At 70.9% G+C, this 21,889-nt stretch carries 19 protein-coding genes; 10 read left to right on the forward strand and 9 right to left on the reverse strand.

Features of this window, described 5'->3' with window-relative positions; all coding sequences use genetic code 11:
- Positions 1-43 precede the first annotated feature (43 nt).
- Positions 44-1,372 (forward strand): 4-aminobutyrate--2-oxoglutarate transaminase, encoded by a 1,329-nt coding sequence (gene gabT / locus ACIBF7_RS24685; protein WP_397198250.1) that lies wholly within the window; start codon positions 44-46, stop codon positions 1,370-1,372.
- A gap of 173 nt (positions 1,373-1,545) precedes the next feature.
- A complete protein-coding gene (locus tag ACIBF7_RS24690) occupies positions 1,546-1,779 on the forward strand; it encodes a hypothetical protein (RefSeq protein ID WP_261808779.1) in 234 nt (77 codons plus the stop codon).
- Between the two features lie 124 nt (positions 1,780-1,903).
- On the opposite strand, the gene ACIBF7_RS24695 is transcribed toward ACIBF7_RS24690, so the two are convergent.
- From ACIBF7_RS24695 to ACIBF7_RS24705, 3 genes are read right to left on the reverse strand one after another with little or no spacing between them, the layout of a single operon-like run.
- A complete protein-coding gene (locus tag ACIBF7_RS24695) occupies positions 1,904-3,046 on the reverse strand; it encodes an extracellular solute-binding protein (RefSeq protein ID WP_397198251.1) in 1,143 nt (380 codons plus the stop codon).
- Positions 3,047-3,099: 53 nt separating this feature from the next.
- Positions 3,100-4,605 (reverse strand): CoA-acylating methylmalonate-semialdehyde dehydrogenase, encoded by a 1,506-nt coding sequence (locus ACIBF7_RS24700; protein WP_148033707.1) that lies wholly within the window; start codon positions 4,603-4,605, stop codon positions 3,100-3,102.
- Positions 4,602-5,882, reverse strand: a complete 1,281-nt coding sequence (locus ACIBF7_RS24705) for an aspartate aminotransferase family protein (protein WP_271276048.1) — start codon at positions 5,880-5,882, stop codon at positions 4,602-4,604. Before ACIBF7_RS24705 ends, ACIBF7_RS24700 begins: the two co-directional genes overlap by 4 nt.
- 243 nt (positions 5,883-6,125) lie before the next feature.
- On the opposite strand from ACIBF7_RS24705, the gene ACIBF7_RS24710 reads away from it, so the two are divergent.
- On the forward strand, positions 6,126-6,395 hold the full coding sequence (locus tag ACIBF7_RS24710) for a WGxxGxxG family protein (protein WP_148033709.1): 270 nt from the start codon (positions 6,126-6,128) through the stop codon (positions 6,393-6,395).
- A gap of 70 nt (positions 6,396-6,465) precedes the next feature.
- On the opposite strand, the gene ACIBF7_RS24715 is transcribed toward ACIBF7_RS24710, so the two are convergent.
- The gene (locus ACIBF7_RS24715; RefSeq protein ID WP_397198252.1) at positions 6,466-7,917 is read right to left on the reverse strand and encodes an MFS transporter; all 1,452 of its coding nucleotides are present in this window, start codon (positions 7,915-7,917) and stop codon (positions 6,466-6,468) included.
- Positions 7,918-7,972: 55 nt separating this feature from the next.
- Between ACIBF7_RS24715 and ACIBF7_RS24720 the strand changes: the two genes are divergently transcribed.
- The 4 genes from ACIBF7_RS24720 to ACIBF7_RS24735 all read left to right on the forward strand — a co-directional run bounded on the left by ACIBF7_RS24720 (position 7,973) and on the right by ACIBF7_RS24735 (position 12,505).
- Entirely contained in the window at positions 7,973-8,677 is a 705-nt protein-coding gene (locus tag ACIBF7_RS24720; protein WP_397198253.1) for a TetR/AcrR family transcriptional regulator C-terminal domain-containing protein, read from the forward strand.
- 13 nt (positions 8,678-8,690) lie between these two features.
- Positions 8,691-10,310: an AMP-binding protein gene (locus tag ACIBF7_RS24725; RefSeq protein ID WP_364228080.1), complete on the forward strand. Its 1,620-nt coding sequence runs from the start codon at positions 8,691-8,693 to the stop codon at positions 10,308-10,310.
- A gap of 66 nt (positions 10,311-10,376) precedes the next feature.
- The gene (locus ACIBF7_RS24730) at positions 10,377-11,996 is read left to right on the forward strand and encodes a PucR family transcriptional regulator ligand-binding domain-containing protein (RefSeq protein ID WP_148033713.1); all 1,620 of its coding nucleotides are present in this window, start codon (positions 10,377-10,379) and stop codon (positions 11,994-11,996) included.
- 53 nt (positions 11,997-12,049) lie between these two features.
- Entirely contained in the window at positions 12,050-12,505 is a 456-nt protein-coding gene (locus ACIBF7_RS24735; protein ID WP_397198254.1) for a GNAT family N-acetyltransferase, read from the forward strand.
- Here the strand turns inward: ACIBF7_RS24735 and trpS are convergent.
- On the reverse strand, positions 12,502-13,464 hold the full coding sequence (gene trpS / locus ACIBF7_RS24740; protein ID WP_148033715.1) for a tryptophan--tRNA ligase: 963 nt from the start codon (positions 13,462-13,464) through the stop codon (positions 12,502-12,504). The genes ACIBF7_RS24735 and trpS overlap by 4 nt on opposite strands.
- Before the next feature lie 277 nt (positions 13,465-13,741).
- Here trpS and ACIBF7_RS24745 point away from each other — a divergent pair, with 277 nt between their 5' ends.
- On the forward strand, positions 13,742-15,217 hold the full coding sequence (locus ACIBF7_RS24745; RefSeq protein WP_148033716.1) for a phosphodiester glycosidase family protein: 1,476 nt from the start codon (positions 13,742-13,744) through the stop codon (positions 15,215-15,217).
- Between the two features lie 9 nt (positions 15,218-15,226).
- Here ACIBF7_RS24745 and ACIBF7_RS24750 read toward each other — a convergent pair whose 3' ends face one another.
- The 4 genes from ACIBF7_RS24750 to ACIBF7_RS24765 are packed head-to-tail and all read right to left on the reverse strand — an operon-like array spanning position 15,227 to position 19,168.
- Entirely contained in the window at positions 15,227-16,735 is a 1,509-nt protein-coding gene (locus tag ACIBF7_RS24750) for an MFS transporter (protein WP_364228810.1), read from the reverse strand.
- A gap of 20 nt (positions 16,736-16,755) precedes the next feature.
- Entirely contained in the window at positions 16,756-17,904 is a 1,149-nt protein-coding gene (locus ACIBF7_RS24755; RefSeq protein WP_397198271.1) for a thiolase C-terminal domain-containing protein, read from the reverse strand.
- A 5-nt stretch (positions 17,905-17,909) separates the two neighbouring features.
- Positions 17,910-18,320, reverse strand: a complete 411-nt coding sequence (locus ACIBF7_RS24760; protein ID WP_397198255.1) for a Zn-ribbon domain-containing OB-fold protein — start codon at positions 18,318-18,320, stop codon at positions 17,910-17,912.
- A complete protein-coding gene (locus tag ACIBF7_RS24765) occupies positions 18,317-19,168 on the reverse strand; it encodes a MaoC/PaaZ C-terminal domain-containing protein (RefSeq protein WP_397198256.1) in 852 nt (283 codons plus the stop codon). Before ACIBF7_RS24765 ends, ACIBF7_RS24760 begins: the two co-directional genes overlap by 4 nt.
- Before the next feature lie 112 nt (positions 19,169-19,280).
- Between ACIBF7_RS24765 and ACIBF7_RS24770 the strand changes: the two genes are divergently transcribed.
- Positions 19,281-19,931: a TetR/AcrR family transcriptional regulator gene (locus tag ACIBF7_RS24770; protein WP_148033719.1), complete on the forward strand. Its 651-nt coding sequence runs from the start codon at positions 19,281-19,283 to the stop codon at positions 19,929-19,931.
- Positions 19,932-20,077: 146 nt separating this feature from the next.
- A complete protein-coding gene (locus tag ACIBF7_RS24775) occupies positions 20,078-21,631 on the forward strand; it encodes an AMP-binding protein (protein ID WP_397198257.1) in 1,554 nt (517 codons plus the stop codon).
- The last annotated feature ends 258 nt before the right edge of the window (positions 21,632-21,889 follow it).

Here is a 21,889-nt window from a genome sequence, read left to right on the forward strand (position 1 = left end):
CGACGTATCGGGAGTGGTCGGCGGTCACCGTACCGTCGGAGGCATGAGCATTCCCCAGGAGCGGCGCGTCGTCACCGCGATCCCCGGCCCGAAATCGCAGGAGCTGCTGGCCCGCAAGCAGGCCGCCGTCCCGCCCGGCATCGGCACCACCCTGCCGGTCTTCGTCACCCGCGCCGGCGGCGGCGTGCTGCAGGACGCCGACGGGAACTCGCTGATCGACTTCGGCGCCGGCATCGCCGTGACGAACGTCGGCAACGCCGCGCCGAAGGTGGTGGAGCGGGTCAGCAAGCAGGTCGCCGACTTCACCCACACCTGTTTCATGGTCACCCCGTACGAGTCGTACGTGACCGTCTGCGAGAAGCTGAACGAGCTCACCCCGGGTGACCACGACAAGCGCACGTTCCTCGTGAACAGCGGCGCCGAGGCGGTGGAGAACGCGGTCAAGATCGCCAGGCACGCGACCGGCCGCCAGGCGGTCGTCGTGTTCGACCACGGCTACCACGGCCGCACGCTGCTCACGATGACGCTCACGGCCAAGAACATGCCGTACAAGCACCGGTTCGGCCCGTTCGCCCCTGAGGTGTACCGGGTGCCGCTGGCCTACCCGTTCCGCTGGCCGACGGGCCCCGAGAACTGCGCCGAGGAGGCCGCGGCCGAGGCGATCGACATGATCAACAAGCAGGTCGGCGCGGAGAACGTGGCGGCCGTGGTGATCGAGCCGATCGCCGGCGAGGGCGGCTTCATCGAGCCGGCCAAGGGGTTCCTGCCGCGGATCGCGGAGTTCTGCCGGGAGAACGGCATCGTGTTCGTGGCCGACGAGGTGCAGACCGGCTTCGCCCGCACCGGCACCCTGTTCGCCTGCGAGGACGAGGGCATCGTGCCCGACATCATCACCACCGCCAAGGGCATCGCGGGCGGCCTGCCGCTGGCCGCGGTGACGGGCCGGGCGGAGCTGATGGACAAGGTGCACGTGGGCGGCCTCGGCGGCACGTACGGCGGCAACCCGCTGGCGTGCGAGGCCGCGCTGGCGGTGCTGGAGACGATCGCCGAGGAGGACCTGGTCGCCAGGGCCCGCAGGATCGGCGAGATCATGCTGCCCCGGCTGCACGCCATGAAGGAGCGGTTCGACGTGATCGGCGACGTGCGGGGGCGCGGCGCCATGATCGCGATCGAACTGGTGGTGCCGGGCACCAAGGAGCCGAACCCGGCGGCGGTCCAGGAGATCGTCAAGCGCTGCCACGCCGAGGGCCTGCTGGTGCTGACCGCGGGCACGCACGGCAACGTGCTGCGCTTCCTGCCGCCCCTGGTCATCCCCGAGCACCTGCTGGAGGAGGGCCTGGGGATCCTCGAAAAGGCGGTCGCCGCCCTCTGATATACCCATGAATCGGGCATCCGGCTTGTAGCTGGATGCCCGATTTTGTGGTGTAAAGCAGGCGTCTTGGGTAGAGAATTCACCCTTACTTGACACGGAACTAGACGATCACGGATCCGGCCGGGGTTATAACGGATCCGACACGAGGACGGGCGACCTCTGCGGGGAGCGCGATGAACTGGGGTCCCACCAGAACGGCACCGGACATGCTGACGTTCGACCCTGAGGGCATGACGAGCGCCCAGCGCGACGGCGAGGCCTGCGTGGTCTGCTACAAGAGGTGGCCGCGCCCGAGAGTGCGCGTGGGCCGGTTCCCCGACGACACGACGGCGATGGCGTGCGCCGACTGCGCCGAGGCGCTGGTCCCCGCCCCTCTGGCCACGGTGGTGGCCTTCCCCACCCGCTGAAGGCCCGCGGACGGCGAGACGCCCCGGGACGGGGGGAAGGCCCGGGGCGTCTCAGCAGGTCGCGCCCAGCGGGGGTTGGGCGCGCCCGCGGCATGGTCACGCGGGGCGGCGGAAGCCGGCCCCGCTACTCGATGAGCTCGCGCCACCGCTGCGACCAGGCGGCGTAGTCGGTGCACTCCCCCTTCGGCGGCAGGCAGTCCCCCGGAGGGCGCGTGGCGAACACCACGCGGTCCAGCCGATGGGACCTGGTGGCACCGTACGCCTCGCAGACGCTTCTGGCACGGCCTTTGCACGCCTTGGTATTGGCGGGCGCCAGTCCGTTCCACGCGGCGGCGTCGCGCTGGGTGCCGGGCTCGATCATCCGGCCGAGCCAGCGGTAAGCGCAGTCGGTGGCGGTGACCCCGGCGCCGAGCAGCCACGAGTCGGCCCAGCCGGTGACCTTGCGCGCGGACACGGCCTTGACCGGCAGGCGCGCCTTCACCAGCAGCTCGCGCAGGTGAGGGGTGGCCTGGCCGTAGTCGACGGAGCCGGTGGCGAAGCCCTTGACCAGGTCGAGCTGGTTGGCCCAGAGCGTGCGCTCCTCCGGGGCCGCCAGGCGCCCGGCCGCCTCTTCCAACTGCTCGGCGTCGAGCTCGAACGGATCTGCGGCGCCGCCCGCGAGCGCCGCGTCGGCGAGCGTGAGCGGGCTGTCGCGCAGCATGACCCGGTCGGAGCCGAACACGTCGGCCAGATCGCCGCCCGTGGTCCGGCGCGTGTCGTACAGGAACTCGTGGTAGCCCCACAGGAACGGCACCCCGTAGACCGTGTCGCCGACGGTGAGCAGGTCGCGCAGCCGCTCGGGGATGTCGTCGTAGCCCTCGACCCGGTCGGTGTCGATGGCCTGGACCTGCCCCGCCTCGATCATCTCGGCCGCCACCACGGGCCCGGCGGCGACCAGGTCGTAGGCGCGCGTGCGGAGCCTGGCGGACATCTCCTCGGGAGTCTGCACGGTGTCGATGCGGGCCAGCCGGCAGCCGGTGGCCTTCTCGAACGTGCCGGTCCAGTTGGCCTGCGGGCTGATGCCGCCGTATTCGGCGTAGCCGCGGTAGGCGAGGATCTGCAGCGTGCCGTCGCTCTGCGTGGGGCTCGCCTCGGGCGTGGGGCTCGCCGTGGGGCTCGTGGTAGGGCTCGCCGTCGGGCTGGGGGTGAGCTGGGCGGGCTGGGCCGCGCCCGTGCAGCCCAGCGCCGTCAGGGCGAGGGCCAGCGCGGGCAGACGGCTGCGGATCACGCCCTGGAGCCTACCGGGGGCGGGCGGTGATCGTCGCCGCCCGCCCCGGCGCCTTACTTGTTGGTGGGGAATCCGAGGTTCACCCCGCCGTGCGACGGGTCCAGCCAGCGGGAGGTGATGACCTTGCCGCGGGTGTAGAAGTGGACGCCCTCGGTGCCGTGCACGTGCGTGTCGCCGAAGAGCGAGGCCTTCCAGCCGCCGAAGCTGTAGAACGCCATCGGCACGGGGATCGGCACGTTCACGCCGATCATGCCGACCTCCACCTCGTTCTGGAAGCGCCGGGCGGCGCCGCCGTCGTTGGTGAAGACGGCCGTGCCGTTGCCGAACTCGCCGCCGTTGATGATCTCCAGGCCTTCCTCGTACGAGGAGACGCGGACGATCGACAGGACGGGGCCGAAGATCTCCTCGGTGTGCACCCGCGTCCCGGGCTTCACCTGGTCGAGCACGGTCGGGCCGAGCCAGAAGCCGGGCGTCTCGGACGCCTTGCCGCCGCCCTTGACCGCGGTCTCGCGGCCGTCCACGACCACCTTGGCGCCCTCCTCGACGGCCAGGTCGAGGTAGGAGGCGACCTTGTCGCGGTGCGGCCCGGTCACCAGCGGGCCCATCTCCGAGGCGGGGTCGTCGCCGGGGCCCACGGTGAGCCGCTCGACCCGCTCGACGATCTTCTGCACCAGCTCGTCGCCGACCGGGTCGACGGCCAGCACGACCGAGATGGCCATGCAGCGCTCGCCGGCCGAGCCGAAGCCCGCCGAGACGGCCGAGTCGGCCACCAGGTCGAGGTCGGCGTCGGGGAGCACGAGCATGTGGTTCTTGGCGCCGCCGAGCGCCTGCACCCGCTTGCCGTGGGCGGTCCCGGTCTCGTAGACGTACCTGGCGATCGGGGTGGAGCCGACGAAGGAGACGCCGCGCACGTCGGGGTGCTCCAGCAGCCTGTCCACGGCGACCTTGTCGCCCTGCACGACGTTGAACACGCCGTCGGGCAGCCCGGCCTCCTTCCAGAGCCGCGCCATGAGCAGCGACGCCGAGGGGTCCTTCTCCGACGGCTTGAGGATGAACGCGTTGCCGCAGGCGATCGCGATCGGGTACATCCACATCGGCACCATGGCCGGGAAGTTGAACGGCGTGATGCCGGCCACGACGCCGAGCGGCTGGCGGATCGAGTAGGAGTCGACCCGGGTCGAGACGCCCTCGGAGAAGCCGCCCTTGAGCAGGTGCGGGATGCCGCAGGCGAACTCCACGACCTCCAGGCCGCGGGCCACCTCGCCGAGCGCGTCGCCGTGCACCTTGCCGTGCTCGGCGGAGATCAGCGCCGCCATCTCGTCGCGGTGCGCGTACATCAGCTCGCGGAACTTGAACAGCACCTGCGCCCGCTTGACCAGGGAAGTGTCGCGCCAGCCGGGGAAGGCCGCCGCGGCGGCGGCGACGGCCGCGTCCACGTCCGCCACGGACGCCAGCGCGACGGTGCCGCTGACCTCGCCGGTGGCGGGGTTGAAGATCTCCGACGTGCGGGGGTCGCCGTCGGTGAGAGCTCCGTCGATCCAGTGCTTGACTGCCTTCACTGCTGCGCTGCCTCCGCGTTGATGACTTCGAGTGCGTTGACGATGATGCCGAGCCCCTCGGTGGCCTCGTCGACCGAGATCGTGAGCGGCGGGGCCATGCGGATGGCGGTGCCGCGCAGGCCGCCCTTGCCGGCGAGCAGGCCGGCCTTCTTGGTCTCCTCCATGAACCTCGCGGCCTGGGCCGGGGTGTCGAGCTCGACGGCGAACATCAGGCCCTTGCCGCGCACGTCCTTGACGACGGGGAGCCGCTGGGCGGCGGCGCGCAGGCCGTCAATGATGATCTTGCCGGTCCTCGCGGCGTTGGCCTGCAGGTCGTGGTCGAGCACGTAGTCGAGGGTCGCGTTGGCGGCCGCCATGGAGACGGGGTTGCCGCCGAACGTGGCCACGCCGGCGGCGTGCAGCGCGTCCAGCAGGTCGCCCCGGGCGACGACGCCGCCGACGGCGAAGCCGTTGCCCAGGCCCTTGGCGAAGGTCATCATGTCGGGGGTCACGCCGTGGTTCTGGATGCCGAAGAACGCGCTGCCGGTGCGGCCCCAGCCGGTCTGCACCTCGTCGGAGATGAACAGGATGCCCTGCTCGTCCAGCACCTCCTTGTAGGCGGCGAACAGCCCGTCCGGGGGCATGGTGAAGCCGCCCACGCCCTGGATGGGCTCGGCGATGAGGGCGGCCACGTCGTTCGAGACGGCGGTCGACAGCACGTGCCGCAGGTCGTCCACGCACGCCGCGATGTAGTCGGCGTCGGACATGCCCCTGAACTGGGCGAGATGCTGGTCGGCGCCGTGCAGGAAGTGCACGTTGAGCGGCGACAGGGAGTTGTTCTTCCAGGACCTGTTGGAGGTGACGCTGACGGCGCCGAAGCTGCGGCCGTGGTAGCTCTGCCGCATGGCCAGCACCTGGTCGCTCTTGCGCGCGTACGTGGCGAGCAGCAGGGCGGTCTCGTTGGCCTCGGTGCCCGAGTTGGTGAAGAAGACCTTGGCGTCCGGGATGCCGGACAGGCGGGCGATCTTCTCGGCCAGCTCGATCTGCCCGCGCAGCAGGTAGACGGTGCTGGTGTGGACGACGCCGGTGGCGAGCTGGCGTTCGACGGCTTCGCGCACCTCGGGGACGTCGTACCCGATCATGTTGGTCAGGATTCCGGCGAAGAAGTCGAGATAACTCTTGCCGTCGGCGTCGACGACGCGGTTGCCCTTGCCGCTGACGATCTCGATGGGGTCGTTGTAGTAGAGGCCGACCCAGTTGGGGATGACGGCCCTGTGGCGCGCGAGAAGCTCGGACATGTCTTGAGTATCGCCGCAATCCCCACAGGTCCCCAAATGCAAGGTGTCGCCGTACGCCGGAATCCTCTTACAAGGTGTCGGCCGCCGGGAGCAGAGGTTTCATCATGGAGCGAGATGGTATGGCTACGTCTAGCAGGGAATACGAAGATCCGCCCCATCAGGGGGAAGCCTTCCGGGAACAAGGCCGGGAGACGCGACAGGCGGTCTTCGAAGGTCGAGGGACCGCCGGATCGGGGGAACCCAATGCGCAAGACTCTCACGGGCCTGGGGCTGGCCTTCTTTCTGACGCTCGCCCCGGCCGCGGCCGCGACGGCGGAGGCTCCCGCCGCTCCCGTCGCGCAGAGCCAGGTCAACCCGTCGCCCGCACCTCAGCAGCAGGACCAGGGCGGCGGCAACGCCGGCCTGTGGGGCCTGCTCGGCCTGCTGGGGCTGCTGGGCCTGGCCGGCATGCGCAAGCAGAAGCAGCATGTCGGCACCGCCGAGCACATGACCAACCGCCCGCAGCGCCCGTAAGGTCAGGCGCACTCACGGAGCCCCGCGCCGGCCGGCCCGGCACGGGGTTCCGCCCTGTGGGGGATGCGATCTAGACGGTCACCGGCTCAGGGCTCTCGGTGGGCGCGAGCGGGCGCAGCAGGACGGCGGCGACCACCGCCGCGGCGACGCAGAACGCGGCGCCCACCCACGACCCGACGTGCATGGCGGTGGTGAAGGCCGCACCGGCCTGGTCCACCAGGGCGGGCGCCTGGATCGCCACCCCGATGGACTCCCTGGCCGCCTCGGGCGCGGAGACGGGCATCTGACCGGTGTAGACCTCGGCCAGCACGCTGCCCAGCACGGCGATGCTCAGCGCCAGCCCGACCTGCTGGACGGTGTCGTTCATGGCCGAGCCGACCCCGGCCCGCTCCAGCGGGATCGCGTTCATCAGCGAGGTGTACGCGGACGGGCCCGCCAGCCCGCCGCCCACGCCCATGACCAGCAGCGCGACGAGCAGGGGCAGGTAGCCGGTGGTGGTCGCCATGACGGCGAACCCCCCTGCCATGATCAGGAGCCCGCCGCTCACCAGCGCCCGGTTGCTCACCTTCTTCCCGAGCCCGGCGCCGATCCCGTTGAAGACGGCCGCCGCCACCGCGTACGGCAGCATGGCCAGCCCCGCGACCACCTCCTCGTACCCGAGCACGAACTGCAGGTACTGGGTGAGCATGAACATCACGGCGCCCGCCCCGAAGGACATCAGCAGGATGGACATCGACGCGCCGCTGAAGTTGCGGTTGCCGAACAGGAACAGCGGCAGCATCGGCTCCTCGCGCCGCCGCTCCCACACCACGAAGGCGACCTGAGAGGCGACCGCCACCGCGATGATCCCCCAGTTGAGCTCGCGCTCGATGATGACGTACACGGCGGCCGTCAGCCCGACGCTGGACAGCACCACGCCGACCGGGTCGAGCTTGCGCGCCGGCCCCCGCGTCTCCCGCATCAGGACCAGCGCGGCCACGATGGCCAGCGCGGCGATCGGGATGTTCATCAGGAAGACCGAGCCCCACCAGTAGCTCTGCAGCAGGAAGCCGCCGAGCGTGGGGCCGATGATCACGCTGACCATGGCCACCCCTCCCCAGACGGCCATGGCGGTGCGGCGCTCCTCGGCGTCGAAGACGGTCATCAGGATGGACAGCGTCGACGGCATCAGGATGGCCCCGCCGACGCCCATGAGCGCGCGGGCGGCGACGAGCTGCCACGGCTCGGCCGCGAAGACGGCCGCCAGCGACGCCCCGCCGAACAGGGCGAGCCCGATGATCAGGAACCGCCGGCGGCCGAACCGGTCCGACAGGCTGCCCGCCGTCAGCAGCAGCCCCGCGAACGCCAGCACGTAGACGTCCAGGATCCACTGGATGTCGGAGGGAGTGGCCCCGAGCTCCTCGATCAGCGAGGGGATGGCCAGGTTGAGGATCGTGCCGTCGACCGACAGCACCATCAGCGAGAGACAGAGGACGGCGAGCACCCACCAGCGACGGGGGTCTCGCACAGCGTTCGATTCCACTCGCACACTGTACGAGGAAACCCGTACAGTGTGCGAGAGGATTTAATCTGGAAGCATGACCGGCAAGCAGTTCTCCTCGGTGTGGACGCGCGACCCCCAGCCCGCCAAGAGCCCGGGCCGCAGCCGCGAGGAGATCGTGCGCGCCGCGGTGGAGCTGCTCGACGCCGAAGGGCTCGACGGGCTGAGCATGCGCAAGCTCGGCGCGAAGCTCGACGCGGGCGCGACCAGCCTCTACTGGTACGTGGCCAACAAGCGCGAGCTGCTGGAGCTGGTCTACGACGAGATCTGGGGCGAGATGACGGTGCCGCCGCCGGAGGAGACGAAGTGGTGGCGCCAGACGGCCGGCGCCTTCGCCCACAGCATGCGCCGGGTGATGCTGCGCCATCCCTGGTCCGCCGGGCTCATCGGGCGCACGCCCGCGCTCGGGCCCAACGCGCTGGAGGTCACCAGCCGGCTCACCCGGGCCTTCAAGGGCGCCGGGTTCCGGGGTCTGGAGATCGACTACGCCGCGTCCACCCTGACCGCCTTCGTGTTCGGCACCACGATCCCCGAAGTGGCCTACAACGAGGCGATGGCCAGGGAGCCCCTCGACGAGGACAGCATGCGCGAGGCCGTCGAGCGGGCCGCCGCCGCCCACCCCGACCTGCTGGAGCGGATGCGCGAGAGCAAGCCGGCCGACCTGAGGGAGTCGCGCGAGATGATGTTCACCTTCGGACTCGCGGCGGTGCTCGATGGCCTTGAGGCGAGGCTGACGGCGTAGCAGGATCCGGAGCATGAGCGATTTCCGAGCCGCGCGCGACTTCCTGCTCCAGGCCGACTACCCCACCGCCCGCCGGGAGTTCCGGTGGCCGGAGCTGGGCGAGTTCAACTGGGCGCTCGACTGGTTCGACGGCGTGCTGGCCGCCGAGACCCCCGACCGGATCGCCCTCAAGATCACCGGCAGGGTCTCGTACACCTTCGCCGAGCTGTCCGTGCGCTCCAGCCGGGTGGCCAACTGGCTGCACGAGCAGGGCGTGCGGCGCGGCGACCGGATCCTGCTCATGCTCGGCAACCAGCCCGAGCTGTGGGAGTCGCTGCTGGCCGCGATGAAGCTGGGCGCGGTCGTCATCCCGGCCACCACGCTGCTGACCCGCAAGGACGTGACCGAGCGGATCGAGCGCGGCGGGGTGTCCCACGTGATCGCCAACGCCGAGGACGCGGGCAAGTTCGGCGGCGGCCCCTACACCAGGATCGCGGTCGGCGACGCGTACGGCTGGCTGCCCTACCACGAGTCCTCCCAGGCGGCCGAGCGGTTCACGCCCGACGGGCCGACGCACGCGGGCGACACCCTGCTGCTCTACTTCACCTCCGGCACGACCTCGCAGCCCAAGCTGGTCGAGCACACCCACGCCTCCTATCCGGCCGGCCACCTGTCGACCATGTACTGGATCGGCATCCGGCCCGGCGACGTGCATCTCAACGTGTCCTCGCCCGGCTGGGCCAAGCACGCCTGGAGCAACGTGTTCGCGCCGTGGAACGCGGGCGCGACCGTGCTCGTCCACGACTACCAGCGCTTCTCGGCGGCCGAGCTGCTGCGGGTGCTGCGCGACGAGGGCGTCGACACCTTCTGCGCGCCGCCGACCGTGTGGCGGATGCTGATCCAGGAGGACCTGGCGGCGTGGCGGCTGCCGCTGCGCACCGCCGTGGCCGCCGGCGAGCCGCTCAACCCGGAGATCATCGACCAGGTGGCCAAGGCGTGGGGCCTCACGATCAGGGACGGCTACGGACAGACGGAGACGACCGCGCAGATCGGCAACGTCCCGGGCGAGCCGGTCAGACCGGGCTCGATGGGGCGGCCGCTGCCGGGGTACGAGATCGTGCTGCTCGATCCGGAGACCGGGGAACCGGGGGACGACGGGGAGATCTGCATCCCGCTGGAGAACCGCCCCCTCGGCCTCATGTCCGGATATGTCGCCGGATCCAGTGAAGCGATGCGCGATGGGCACTATCACACGGGTGACATGGCCTCCCGGGACGCCGACGGCTACATCACCTACGTGGGCAGGACCGACGACGTGTTCAAGGCCTCCGACTACCGCATCTCGCCGTTCGAGCTGGAGAGCGTGCTGCTGGAGCATCCCGCCGTCGCGGAGGCGGCCGTGGTGCCCGCCCCCGACCCGGTGCGCCTGGCCGTCCCCAAGGCGTACGTGACGCTCGCGCCCGGGGCCGAGCCCGACGAGGACACGGCCCGGTCGATCTTCGAGCACTGCCGGCGCGAGCTGGCCCCGTTCAAGCGGGTGCGCAGGCTGGAGTTCGCCGAGCTGCCCAAGACGATCTCGGGCAAGATCCGCCGGGTGGAGCTGCGCGAGCAGAGCCCGGCGCGGGAGTTCCGCGAGGAGGACCTGATCCGCTGATCTTCCTGGCAGTCTGTCAACCATGGCCCGCCCAGGATTACAGGCTGATCGGATAGGCTCGGCGTCGTGCTGCCCACCATCGCCGACATCCTGGAGCTGGAGACGGTCCGCCGCGGCAGCCCACAGGTCGTGGCGGGCGCCGACCGGCTCGACACCAAGGTGCGCTGGGTGCACGTCGGCGAGATCGCCGACATCGCCCAGCTGCTGCGCGGCGGCGAGCTGGTGCTCACCACGGGCGTGGCGCTGCCCGACGACTCCGCCGAGCTCACCGGCTACATCGCCGGGCTGTCCTCCGTCGGCGCCTCCGGTCTGGTCGTCGAGCTGGGCCGCCGGTTCGTCCGCGAGCTGCCCCCTGCCGTGATCAAGTCCGCCGAGGAGCACGGCCTGCCGGTCATCGTGCTCGCCCGCGAGACCCCGTTCGTGCAGATCACCGAGGCCGTCCACGCCCGCATCATCGACAACCAGCTGGAGGAGCTGCGCGCCTCCGAGCAGCTGCACGAGGTGTTCACCGAGCTGTCGGTCGAGGGCGCGTCCCCCGCGGAGGTGCTGGCCCAGGTGGCCAGGCTGTCGGGCCGCCCGGTCCTGCTGGAGAACCTCGCCCACCAGGTGCTGGCCTGCGAGTCGGCCGGTCGCGACACCGGCGCGCTGCTGGCCGGCTGGGAGAGCAGGTCCAGGGCCGTCGCCCCCGCCGACCGCACCGCGTACGACTCCGCGTCGGGCTGGCTCGTCACCACCGTCGGCGCGCGCGGGCAGGACTGGGGACGGCTGATCCTGCTGTGCGACCGCAAGCCGTCGCCGCGCGACCTGGTGCTGGCCGAGCGCGCCGCCACCACGCTCGCCCTGGGCCGCCTGCTGGAGCGCCACCAGGAGTCGCTGGAGCGCCAGGCCCACGGCACGATCATCACCGGCATCCTCACCCACGCCTACTCCGACCCCGACGAGGCCGCAGCCCGCGCCCGCGCGGTCGGCGTGCCGCTCACCGGCCGCAGACTGGTCAGCGTGGTCATCCGCCCGACAGACCCGGCCGACCAGGCGCTCGACGGGCAGGCCGAGCTGGGCGAGCTGGCCGAGGCGACGGCCGCCGCCTGCCGCGACGCCCGTCTGCCCGCCCTGGTGGGCGCGCTCGACCAGGACCGGGTGGGCGTCCTGCTGCCGCTCCCGCCGCGCACGCAGGCCGAGCCCGCGCTGACGACGCTCTCCGAGCGCCTGCGCGAGCTGTGGAAGCACGGATCCGCGTTCGTGCTCGCCGCCGGCTCGGTGGTCGAGTCCATCCGCGACGTACGGCGCAGCTTCCTGGAGGCCGAGCAGGTGGCCGACGTGGCGGTCCGGCAGCCCGACGCCCGGCCCTTCTACCGGCTGCCCGACCTGCGCCTGCGCGGGCTGCTCCACCTGCTGCGCGACGACGCCAGGCTGCAGACGTTCGCCGAGCGCGAGCTGGGCGCGCTGCTCGCGCACGACGCCCAGCGGGGCGGCGACCTGGCCCGCATCCTGCGCATCTACCTCGACGCGGGCCGCAACAAGGCGGTCGCCGCACAGAAGGCCCACCTGTCGAGGCCCGCCTTCTACGACCGGCTGCGCCGCCTGGAGCGCATCCTCGACACCGATCTCGACGACGTCGAGTCCTGCCTGTCGCTGCACGTCGCGCTGCTGGCGCTGGAGTCGTTCCGCCGCGACCGCCAGCGCTAGCCCGCGATCAATCCGGATGCGCCCCAGGAGCCCGGCCTCGTAGCCTCGGCCCCATGAACGACCGCGCCTTCGTCCCCGACGACTTCGTCGTCCCCGCGCCTCCGGTCACCCCGCGGTTCCGTCTGGAACCCCTGGGCCCTCAGCACAACGCCGCCGACCACGCCGCCTGGACCAGCAGCATCGAACACATCCGCGCGACCCCGGGCTTCCCGGACGGGAAGTGGCCTCCCTTGGACGGCATGTCCCTGGAGGCCAACCTCGCCGACCTGCGGCGCCACGCGGACGACTTCGCCAGGCGCCGCGGCTTCACCTACACCGTCCTGGACACGGACGGCGACGTGATCGGATGCGTCTACATCTACCCTTCCACGGGCGACGCCCACGACGCCGACGTGTCCTCCTGGGTCCGGGCCGACCGGGCCGACCTGGACGTGCCCCTGTACGAAGCAGTAACGGCCTGGCTGTCCGCGCACTGGCCCTTCAGAACGCTCAGCTACCACCCGCGCTAGAAACCCATCGCCGCACGCACCTCGTCGAGGGTGACCACGGCCCGTTCGCGGGCCCGCCGGTTGCCCTCGGCCAGGATCTCCCGCACCTCGGCCTCGCCGTGCTCGTTCCTGCGCTTCCTGATCGGCCGCAGGAAGTCGTTGACCGCGTCCGTGGTCAACCGCTTCAGCGCGGCCGCTCCCCCGTACCCGATCTCGGCGGCGAGCTCCGCGGGCGGCCGGCCGAGGCAGAGCGACGCGATCATGAGGAGGTTGGCCACCTGGGGGCGGTTCTCCTCGTCGAAGGTGATCAGCCGCTCGGAGTCGGTGCGTGCCTTGCGGATGAGCGCGGCCGTCTCGTCCTCGGTGGCCGACAGCGCGATCGCGTTGCCCCTGCTCTTGCTCATCTTGCCGCCGTCGAGCCCCTGGAGCAGCGGCCGCTCGCCGAGCATGGCCTCGGGCACGGGGAAGACGCGGCCGTAGCGCTCGTTGAAGCGCCGCGCGATCGTCCGGGTCACCTCGAGATGCGGCAGCTGGTCCTTGCCCACCGGCACCAGCGTGCCCTTGCAGAACAGGATGTCGGCCGCCTGGTGCACCGGATAGGTGAACATGAGCCCGCTGACCGCCTTCTGGCTGCTGTGCGCGATCTCGTCCTTGACGGTGGGGTTGCGGCTCAGCTCCGACACCGTCACCAGGCTCAGGAACGGCAGCATGAGCTGGTTGAGCTCGGGCACGGCGCTGTGCTGGAAGATCGTCACCTTGGCCGGGTCGAGCCCCACCGCAAGATAGTCGAGCAGCAACTCGGTGATGTTGCGCTGGATCTCCCCCGGCAGATCCCGGTCGGTGATCACCTGGTAGTCGGCCACCAGCACGTACATCGGGAACCGGTCCTGCAGGCGGACGCGGTTGGCCAGGGAGCCGAAGTAGTGGCCGAGATGGAGCGGCCCGGTGGGGCGGTCTCCGGTGAGCACGGTGTGTCGCATGGTCCCTCCTCGATCGGTCGACGCCGTCCGGAGGGATGCCCTGCGCCCGGGGCCGCCCTGAGGACGGCCCTTGCGCATGCGAAGGTCAGAGGCCGTCTCGCGGCCACCACCACATGCCGATGCGCTTCACGCACCCATTCTAGGCGAAGGTCGAACTCACCAGTCCGGGCGTATGTCGATCGCGTAACCTCTTTCAACCGTTTGGCGTGTTCTCCAGACCCGATCAGCTTGATCACGTCAGGATGGGGCGGTCCCGTTCCACCCTCCTGGAGTTCGCATGTCTCGACGCACTCTCGTCGTCGGCCTGGCCATGGCCACGACGATCACGGGCCTCACCGTGCCCGGCGCCGCAGCCGAGCAGGCGACGGTGAAGTTCCCGTCATCCAACTTCCCGCTCGGTGCGCGGTCCGCCCCGACCAAGACCATGACCAGCGTGACCTCGGGCATCGACCTGTACGACGTGAAGGCGGGCTCGTCCACCGACGGCTACACGGTGACCGTGCTCCTGCCGAACGGCCGCGACGCCGGCACCCGCGAGGCCGCGGAGACCACGCTGGCCGCGGTCGAGGCGGCCGGCGAGGTCGCCGGCATCCAGCGACTGGAGCGCCCGCAGGTCGCCGACGCCCCCGCGCAGGAGCTCTTCATGGTGCGCGTGGGCCTGTGGTCGTTCAAGCAGCGCGCCAAGGCCGACAAGGCGGCCGCCAAGCTCAAGAAGGCCGGCCTGAAGGTCAAGGTCGACTACCTGGGCGACGACGGACTCAAGACCACCGGCCCGTGGCACGTCAAGGTGCTCACGGTCGACGCCCGCACCTTCCGCGGCTCGTACGCGGCCTCGCTCGGCACCAGCGTGGCCAAGCGCGAGACGGTCTCGTCGATGGCCAAGCGGGGCGGCGCGGTCGCGGCCGTCAACGGCGGCTTCTTCAACATCCACACCGCCAAGCAGCTGCGCGGCGAGCCGGTGGGCGCCTCCGTGGTCGCGGGCAGGCTGCTCAGCGAGGCGGTCCCGGGCCGCTCCGCGATCGTGCTGCGCGGCCGTACCGCCCGCATCACCGAGCTGACGACCACCATCACGGCCGTCTCCCAGGACGGCGCCAAGCACCCCATCGCCGGCGTCAACCGCGCGGCGGCCGCCGACGAGCTCGTCCTCTACACCGAGGAGTACGGCGCCAAGACCCCCGCCGTCGACGGCACCGACGTGGTCATCGACGCCGACGGCCGGGTGGAGGCGGTCCGCACCCCCGGCGCCGCGGTGCCGAAGGGCAAGCGGGTGCTCCACGGCGGCGGCGAGGCGGCCATGTGGCTCAACGAGCACCTCTGGGAAGGCTGGACCGTCAAGGTCGACACCAAGGTGCGCGACCTGCGCAAGAAGAGGAACCTCCAGCTCACCCCCGACCTGCACGTCGTGTCGGGCGGCGTGGGCCTGGTCCGCAACGGGCGCACCGCTATCACCGCCAGGCGCGACGGCCACGACTCGGTCAACATGATCCTCCGCCGCCACCCGCGCACCCTGGTCGGCACCACCCGTAACGGCAGCCTGATCGTGGCCACGATCGACGGCCGCAAGCCGGGCATCACCGTGGGCGCCAACTTCGTCGAGGCGGCCCAGTTCATGCGCTGGCTCGGCGCCACCCAGGCGATCAACCTGGACGGCGGCGGGTCGACGGCGATGGTCGTGAAGGGCAAGGTCGTCAACCAGCCGTCCGACGGCGGGGAGCGCGCCGTCGGCGACGCCCTGCTCGTCCTCCCCCGCTAGATCCGGCGGCTAGTCGGCGCTCCGCGACCGCGCGTCGCCCGCGACGTCGTCGACGAGCGGCTCCCCGGCCTTCCCGGGGAGCCGCGTGCCGGGACGTCCCTGAGGCGGCTCGGGGCGGGCGCCCCTGCGGGCCGACCCGCGCCGGGGCAGGAAAGCCGAGATGACCATCCCGGCGGCCGCCGCGACCGCCGAGATGACCAGCGCGATCTGGAGGCCGTCGCGCGAGGGCAGAGTCACGGCTCCCAGCTGGACGGTCTGCGCGGCCAGCACCGCCCCGATCACCGCGCTGGCCGTCGACGTGCCGATGGAGCGCATCAGCGAGTTGAAGCCGTTGGCCGCGCCGGTCTCCGAGGTGGGCACCGCTCCCATGATCGAGGCGGGCATGGCGGCGTACCCGAGACCGGCCCCGGCCGAGACGATCGTCGCGGCCAGCGCGACGTGCCAGACCTCCGTCATCAGGAACAGCGCGGTGACGTAGCCGGCGATGGAGAGCAGAGCGCCGAGCATGAGCGTCACCTTGGGGCCGTAGGCTCCGGTGACACGGGCCGAGACGGGCGAGAGCACGATCATCATGCCGCCGCCCACCGCCATGCACAGCCCGGCCTCGAACAACGTGAGCCCCAGCCCGTAACCCGAGGCGGCCGGCGCCTGCAGCACCTGGGGGAAGACCAGCTGGGTGCCGAACATGGCGAACCCGAAGGCGATGGACGCCAGGTTGGTGAGCAGCACCTCGCGCCGGGTGGTGGTCCGCAGGTCGACCAGCGGATTGCGCATCCGCAGCTCCGCCCATCCCCAGAGCGCGAAGATCACCACCGCCGCGGCGAACAGGCCCAGGGTCAGCGGGCTCGTCCAGCCCCAGCTGCCGCCCTTGCTGATGGGCAGCAGGAAGCAGACCAGCCCGGCCGACAGCCCGGCCACGCCGAGGAAGTCGAAGCGCCCGCCCGTCCGCAGCGGCGAGACCGGCACGAGCGTGATGGTCAGGACCAGGCCCGCCGCCCCCATCGCGGCGGCGACCAGGAAGAGCACGTGCCAGTTGGCGTACTGGGCGACGACCGCGCCCAGCGGCAGCCCGATGGCGCCGCCCGCACCCAGCGTGGCGCTCATCAGCGCCATGGCCGAGCCCAGCCGGCCGGGCGGCAGCAGGTCGCGCATGATGCTGATGCCGAGCGGGATCACGCCGACCGCGCAGCCCTGCAGCGTACGGCCGATCACCACGAGGGGCAGCGCGCTGGTGAAGACACAGATCGCCGATCCGAGGATCATCAGCGAGAGGCTGATCACGATCATCCGGCGCTTGCCGTACATGTCTCCGAGCCGCCCGCTCACGGGCGTGAACACCGCCGACGACAGCAGCGTGGAGGTGATCACCCAGGACGCGTCCTCCGCCGAGGCCGACACCAGCCTCGGCAGGTCGGGGATGATGGGCACCACCAGGGTGAACATCATCGACACGACCATGCCGCTGAAGGCCAGGGCGGCGATGACGACGCCGCTCGACTTTCCGGGGGTGCGAGGCATCGCCACCGAGCTCCGTTCGATCAAGATCCGCGGTTGGACAGGACAAGGCTGCCAGACGCCGCGAAGAAGATGCCCACCCCCTGCACGAAGCTGACCTCCACGTCGGGCACCTGCGCGGCGGCCTCGCCCCGCAACTGCCGGACGGACTCCAGGATCGCGAACATCCCGTACATGCCGGTGTGCGTGTACGCGAGCCCGCCGCCGTTGGTGTTCACCGGGAGGCTGCCGCCCGGAATCGTGTGACCGTCCGCGATGAACGCCCCCGACTCTCCCCTGCCGACGAACCCGAGGTCCTCCAGCCCGTAGAGCGGCAGGTGCGCGAACGCGTCGTAGATCATCAGATGGCCGACGTCGCCGTGCCCGAGCCCGGCCGTGCGGAACGCCTCGGCGCTGGAACGGCGGAACGCCTGGAACGACCCCGGATCCTCCATCTGGGACACCATCGCGCTCTCGGTGGCCTCGCCCGAGCCCAGCAGGTAGACGGCCCGGCTCCCCCCGGGCAGGTCGGCGGCGCGTTCCGCGCTGGTCAGCACCAGGGCGCCGCCGCCGTCGGTGACCACGCAGCACATGTCCCTGGTGAACGGGTAGGCGATCTCCGGAGCCTGGAGCACCTCGTCCACCGTGACGATGTCACGCCGCAGGGCCCGCGGGTTCTTGCTCGCCCACTCCCGCTGGGCGACGACCACCCGGGCCAGGTCCTCCCGGTCCATGCCGCGCTCGTGAAGGAAGCGCAGGGCGGGGACGGTGAACGTGGCGTACGGGGTGATGGCACCGTACGGCGCCTCGAACTGTCCGGCGGGGGTCGCGTTGGCCCCGCCCCACCGCGGCGCGCCCACCCGCGACCGCCCGGACTCGCCGTGGGTGATGAGGACGACGTCGGCCGCGCCGGCCGCGATGGCCGCCGCCGCGTGCCGGACGTGCAGCAGGAAGCTGCAGCCGCCGACCATGGTGCCGTCGGCCCAGCGCGGGTTGATGCCCAGGTGGTGCGCCACGTCCAGGGCCAGCGGCCCGGCGGTCGCCACGCCGTCCACGTCGGCGGGGGTGAGCCCGGCGTCCCGCAGGGCGTTCAGCCCGGCCTCGGCGTGCAACTGCAGCATCGAGGTGCCCGGCAGGACCCCGATCTCGTCGGTCTCGGCCGCGCCGACGATCGCGATCCGGCCGCCGTGCATGCTGGTCACGCGCTCTCCTCTTCAGGCTGGAAGACCGGCAGCACGGTCCCGCCGCGCTCCTCGAACGTCACCCGGAGCCGCAGGTCCAGGGGCAGGTTCTCGGGCGTCGGCTCGACGCCGACCACGTTCGTCATGAGCCGCGGGCCCTCGTCGAGCTCCACCAGCGCGATCACCGGCGAGACGGACTCGAAGCCGGGCATCGGCCGTCTGTTGATCACGTACGAGACGAGCCGCGCGCGGCCGGACACCGTCACCCAGGCGACGTCAGGCGAGGCGCAGTAGCGGCAGAACGGCCGCGGGTAGAAGTAGTGCCGGCCGCACGCGCCGCACTGCTGGACGCGCAGCTCACCCGCCTTCGCGGCGTCCCAGTACGGTGCGGTCTCGGGCGTCGGCTTGGGCATGAAGTCCTCGATCACCCGTTCCTCCGGCTGAACGTGCCGCGATCCAGCACGACCCGACCGGCCACCGTGGTCTGGAAGCGCCAGGTCTCGCCGTCGTCCCAGAGGGCCACCGCCAGTTCCTGGCCCGGGAAGACCGGGGAGGCGAAGCGCGCCGACATGGTGCCGAACAGCTCCGGGTCCGAGCCGCACGCGGTGTGCAGCAGCGCCCTTCCGGTGAACCCGAAGGTGCACAGGCCGTGCAGGATCGGGCGGTCGAACCCGGCCTTCCCGGCGAGCCACGGGTCGGAGTGCAGCGGGTTGCGGTCGCCGCTCAGCCGGTAGAGCAGGGCCTGGTCGGGCCGCGTCCGGTAGGTCACCACGTGGTCGGGCGCGCGCTCCGGTCGTTCCCACGGCGCGGCGGAGCCTCGCTCGCCGCCGAAACCGCCCTCGCCCCTGATGAAGGTGCCGGTGCTGGACTCCGCGAGCACCTTGCCCGAGTCCGCGTCCATGACCGTGGATTCCAGGACGGCGATGGCGTTCGGCCCCTTGTCGTAGAAGGCGGCCACGCGGCTCCTGGTCACGGTGGAGCCCTCGGGAGGCAGCGCGCCGTGCAGCGTGATCGACTGCTCGGCGTGCAGCACCTGGGCGAGGTGGAAGTCACCCAGCGGGGGCATCGACCCTCCGGTGCCGCCGATCATGACCGCGAAGGTGGGCAGCATCTGCTGGGCGACGTCGTGCGAGTTCTCCGTCGTGAACGGCAGCTCCGTCAGCGGATCCTCGGCCCCCGCCCCGACGCCGAGCGCGTAGAGGATGGCGTCGGCCGAGGTCCATCGCCGGCCCCCGCCCTCCCACTCCTTGCCCACCAGGTCCAGATTCAGCGCCAAGGGAGCGCTCCTTCCGTAAGGGTCCTGCCAGCACCATAATCCGGACAAAGTTCGTCTGTAAATACCGCGGAACCGGTGGCGAACCTCCCGAGACCTGGCAGACTGAGAAAATATGAAAACCGCTTCGACCACCTCCCGCCCCGGACGACCGCCCGACCCCGGCATCGAGCCCCGAGTCCTCGACGCGACGCTGCAGATCTACGCGGAGGTCGGCTGGGCCGGGTTCACCATGGACGCCGTCGCGCGCCGGGCACGCGTGGGCAAGGCCGCCCTCTACCGCCGCTGGGAGAGCAAGGAGAAGCTGATCGTCGAGGCCCTGGCCTCGATCACCATGCCCGTCATGGCCGAGACCACCGGCTCGCTGCGCGAGGACCTCCTGGCCATGTGCGTCCGCACGCTGAAGGCGCAGCAGAGCCGCGACGGCCTGGTCGGGCTGCGGGCGCAGATCGAGGCCAAGTTCTATCCCGAGCTGTTCGGCCAGGCCATGGAGGACCTCGGGAAGCAGTGGCGGACCCTGTCCCGGCGGCTCGTGCTGCTCGCCATCGACCGGGGCGAGATCCCCCAGGGCACCTCGCCGGCCCTGGTGCTGGACGCGGTGAACGGCATCATCGTCAACCACGTGCTCTCCACGCCGATCGACAGGATGCCCGCGCTCCTGGAGGACGCCCCCCAGTACGCCGAGCGGGTCGTCGATTTCGTGCTCTCCTCCATCGGCTACCGCCCCGCCGAAGCCGCCCTTGACACTGACGGGGCCCGGTCTTAGCTTCTGTGTTGCGGACGCATTTCGTCTGAATTTCACGGTACGAAGTCGCACACCAATCCCCTGGTCAATTTCGGACACTTGGTGTCTGAAATCAGGGTCGTGCGTCCTTGGGCGATCGCCGCAAGGCGGAAGGTCTGGAGGAACGAATGCCGGCTACCAACCCTGACACGACGTCCGAGAATCCCGGTTTCTACGCGCTGGCGCTCCAGGACCCCCAGCGAGTGGCCTTCATCGGCCCGCAGGGCGAAGAGACCACCTTCAGTGAGCTGGGAGCCCAGGTCAACCGCATCTCCCACGGCCTCCGAGCGCTCGGCGTGGGCAAGGAAGACATGGTCGCCATCCTGGTGCACAACGGCCGGGAGTACATAGAGCTGGCACTCGCCACCATCCAACTCGGCGCCTACATCGTGCCGATCAACACCCATCTCGCCCCGCCCGAGGTCGCCTACATCGTCAAGGACAGCACCGCCAAGGTGCTCGTCGCCCACTCCGACCTGGCCGGACACCTGCACAGCGAGGTCGGCGGGCTGCCGGCGCACCGCTACGCCATCGGCGACGAGGTCGAGGGCTGGCAGCCCTACCCCGAGCTGTGGAGCGGCCGGCCCGAGGAACAACCCGGCGACCGGGTCATGGGCGCCATCATGAACTACACCTCGGGCACCACCGGCCGCCCCAAGGGCGTGCGCCGGCCGCTGTCGGGCCTCAGCCCCGAACAGGAAGCCCCGCTCGCCTCGAAGCACTTCTACACGCTCGGCTTCCGGAAGCAGGGCGTCCACCTCGTCTGCTCGCCGCTGTACCACGCCGCCCCCGGCGCGTTCGCCATCAACGCGCTGCACCTGGGCCACACCGTGGTCTGCCACCTCAAGTTCGACGCCGAGGCGGTGCTGCGCGCCATCGAGCGCTACAAGGTGACCACCAGCCACATGGTGCCCACCCACTTCCACCGGATGCTCCGCCTGCCCGAGGAGGTCCGCCTCCGCTACGACGTCTCCAGCCTGGACAGCCTGATCCACGCCGCGGCGCCCTGCCCCGTCGAGGTCAAGAAGCAGATGATGGAGTGGGTCGGACCCAAACTCTACGAGTATCTGGCGGCCACCGAAGGCGGCATGTCCCAGGTCACCCCGGAGGAGTGGCTGGCCAAGCCCGGCACGGTCGGCCGGCCGCAGCCGGGCACCACGCTCCGCATCGTCGGCGAGAACGGCGAAGAGGTGCCGGACGGCGAGCCTGGAACGATCTATTTCAGCAACGCCGGCCAGGCATTCGAGTACTACAACGACCCGGGGAAGACCGCGGCCGCCCGGCTCGACGGCATGTCCACGGTCGGCGACTTCGGCTACCTGGACGAGGACGGCTACCTGTTCCTCCTGGACCGCAGGACCGACCTGATCATCTCCGGCGGTGTGAACATCTACCCGGCCGAGATCGAGCAGTTCCTGATCACCCACCCGTCCGTCCAGGACATCGCCGTGATCGGCGTGCCCGACCCCGACTGGGGGCAGAGCGTGCTCGCCATCGTCCAGCCGTCACCGGGCGTGGAGGCCGGAGAGGGACTGGCCGAGAAACTCCGGGCCTACTGTGCCGAAGGGCTCGCCTCGTACAAGCGCCCGCGCAGGTTCGAGTTCCGCGAGGACTTCCCGCGGACGGAGGCGGGCAAGCTTCAGCGCCGCAAGCTGCGCGACGAGTACGTCGACAACAGCTGACAGAGGCGTTGCCGGTCTTTGCACGGGCCCCGGCGTGATAGCCCAAGCCTCAATGAAACAGGGCGAGCCTCGTGGCCGTAGCCTCGGGACTCACCCACAAGAAAAGCCCCCAAGACCGAAGCCTCGAAACCCTCCTAAAACAAGGAAAGGCCCCGACAGAACCTGTCGGGGCCTTTCCCATATGAAAATTGTCCGGCGGTGACCTACTCTCCCACACCCTCCCGAGTGCAGTACCATCGGCGCAGAGAAGCTTAACTT

It is taken from the genome of Nonomuraea sp. NPDC050478 (genome assembly GCF_044458265.1).
GTDB classification, from domain to species: domain Bacteria; phylum Actinomycetota; class Actinomycetes; order Streptosporangiales; family Streptosporangiaceae; genus Nonomuraea; species Nonomuraea ferruginea.

Bases quoted from the DNA above. Each gene is read 5' to 3' on its own strand.
- ACIBF7_RS24720 (WP_397198253.1), top strand. From the start codon at position 7,973: ATGACCGGCAAGCAGTTCTCCTCGGTGTGGACGCGCGACCCCCAGCCC.
- ACIBF7_RS24755 (WP_397198271.1), bottom strand. From the start codon at position 17,904: ATGCACGGCGGCCGGATCGCGATCGTCGGCGCGGCCGAGACCGACGAG.
- ACIBF7_RS24710 (WP_148033709.1), top strand. From the start codon at position 6,126: ATGCGCAAGACTCTCACGGGCCTGGGGCTGGCCTTCTTTCTGACGCTC.
- ACIBF7_RS24690 (WP_261808779.1), top strand. From the start codon at position 1,546: ATGAACTGGGGTCCCACCAGAACGGCACCGGACATGCTGACGTTCGAC.
- ACIBF7_RS24770 (WP_148033719.1), top strand. From the start codon at position 19,281: ATGAAAACCGCTTCGACCACCTCCCGCCCCGGACGACCGCCCGACCCC.
- ACIBF7_RS24750 (WP_364228810.1), bottom strand. From the start codon at position 16,735: ATGCCTCGCACCCCCGGAAAGTCGAGCGGCGTCGTCATCGCCGCCCTG.
- ACIBF7_RS24745 (WP_148033716.1), top strand. From the start codon at position 13,742: ATGTCTCGACGCACTCTCGTCGTCGGCCTGGCCATGGCCACGACGATC.
- ACIBF7_RS24705 (WP_271276048.1), bottom strand. From the start codon at position 5,882: ATGTCCGAGCTTCTCGCGCGCCACAGGGCCGTCATCCCCAACTGGGTC.
- ACIBF7_RS24725 (WP_364228080.1), top strand. From the start codon at position 8,691: ATGAGCGATTTCCGAGCCGCGCGCGACTTCCTGCTCCAGGCCGACTAC.
- ACIBF7_RS24735 (WP_397198254.1), top strand. From the start codon at position 12,050: ATGAACGACCGCGCCTTCGTCCCCGACGACTTCGTCGTCCCCGCGCCT.
- trpS (WP_148033715.1), bottom strand. From the start codon at position 13,464: ATGCGACACACCGTGCTCACCGGAGACCGCCCCACCGGGCCGCTCCAT.
- ACIBF7_RS24775 (WP_397198257.1), top strand. From the start codon at position 20,078: ATGCCGGCTACCAACCCTGACACGACGTCCGAGAATCCCGGTTTCTAC.
- gabT (WP_397198250.1), top strand. From the start codon at position 44: ATGAGCATTCCCCAGGAGCGGCGCGTCGTCACCGCGATCCCCGGCCCG.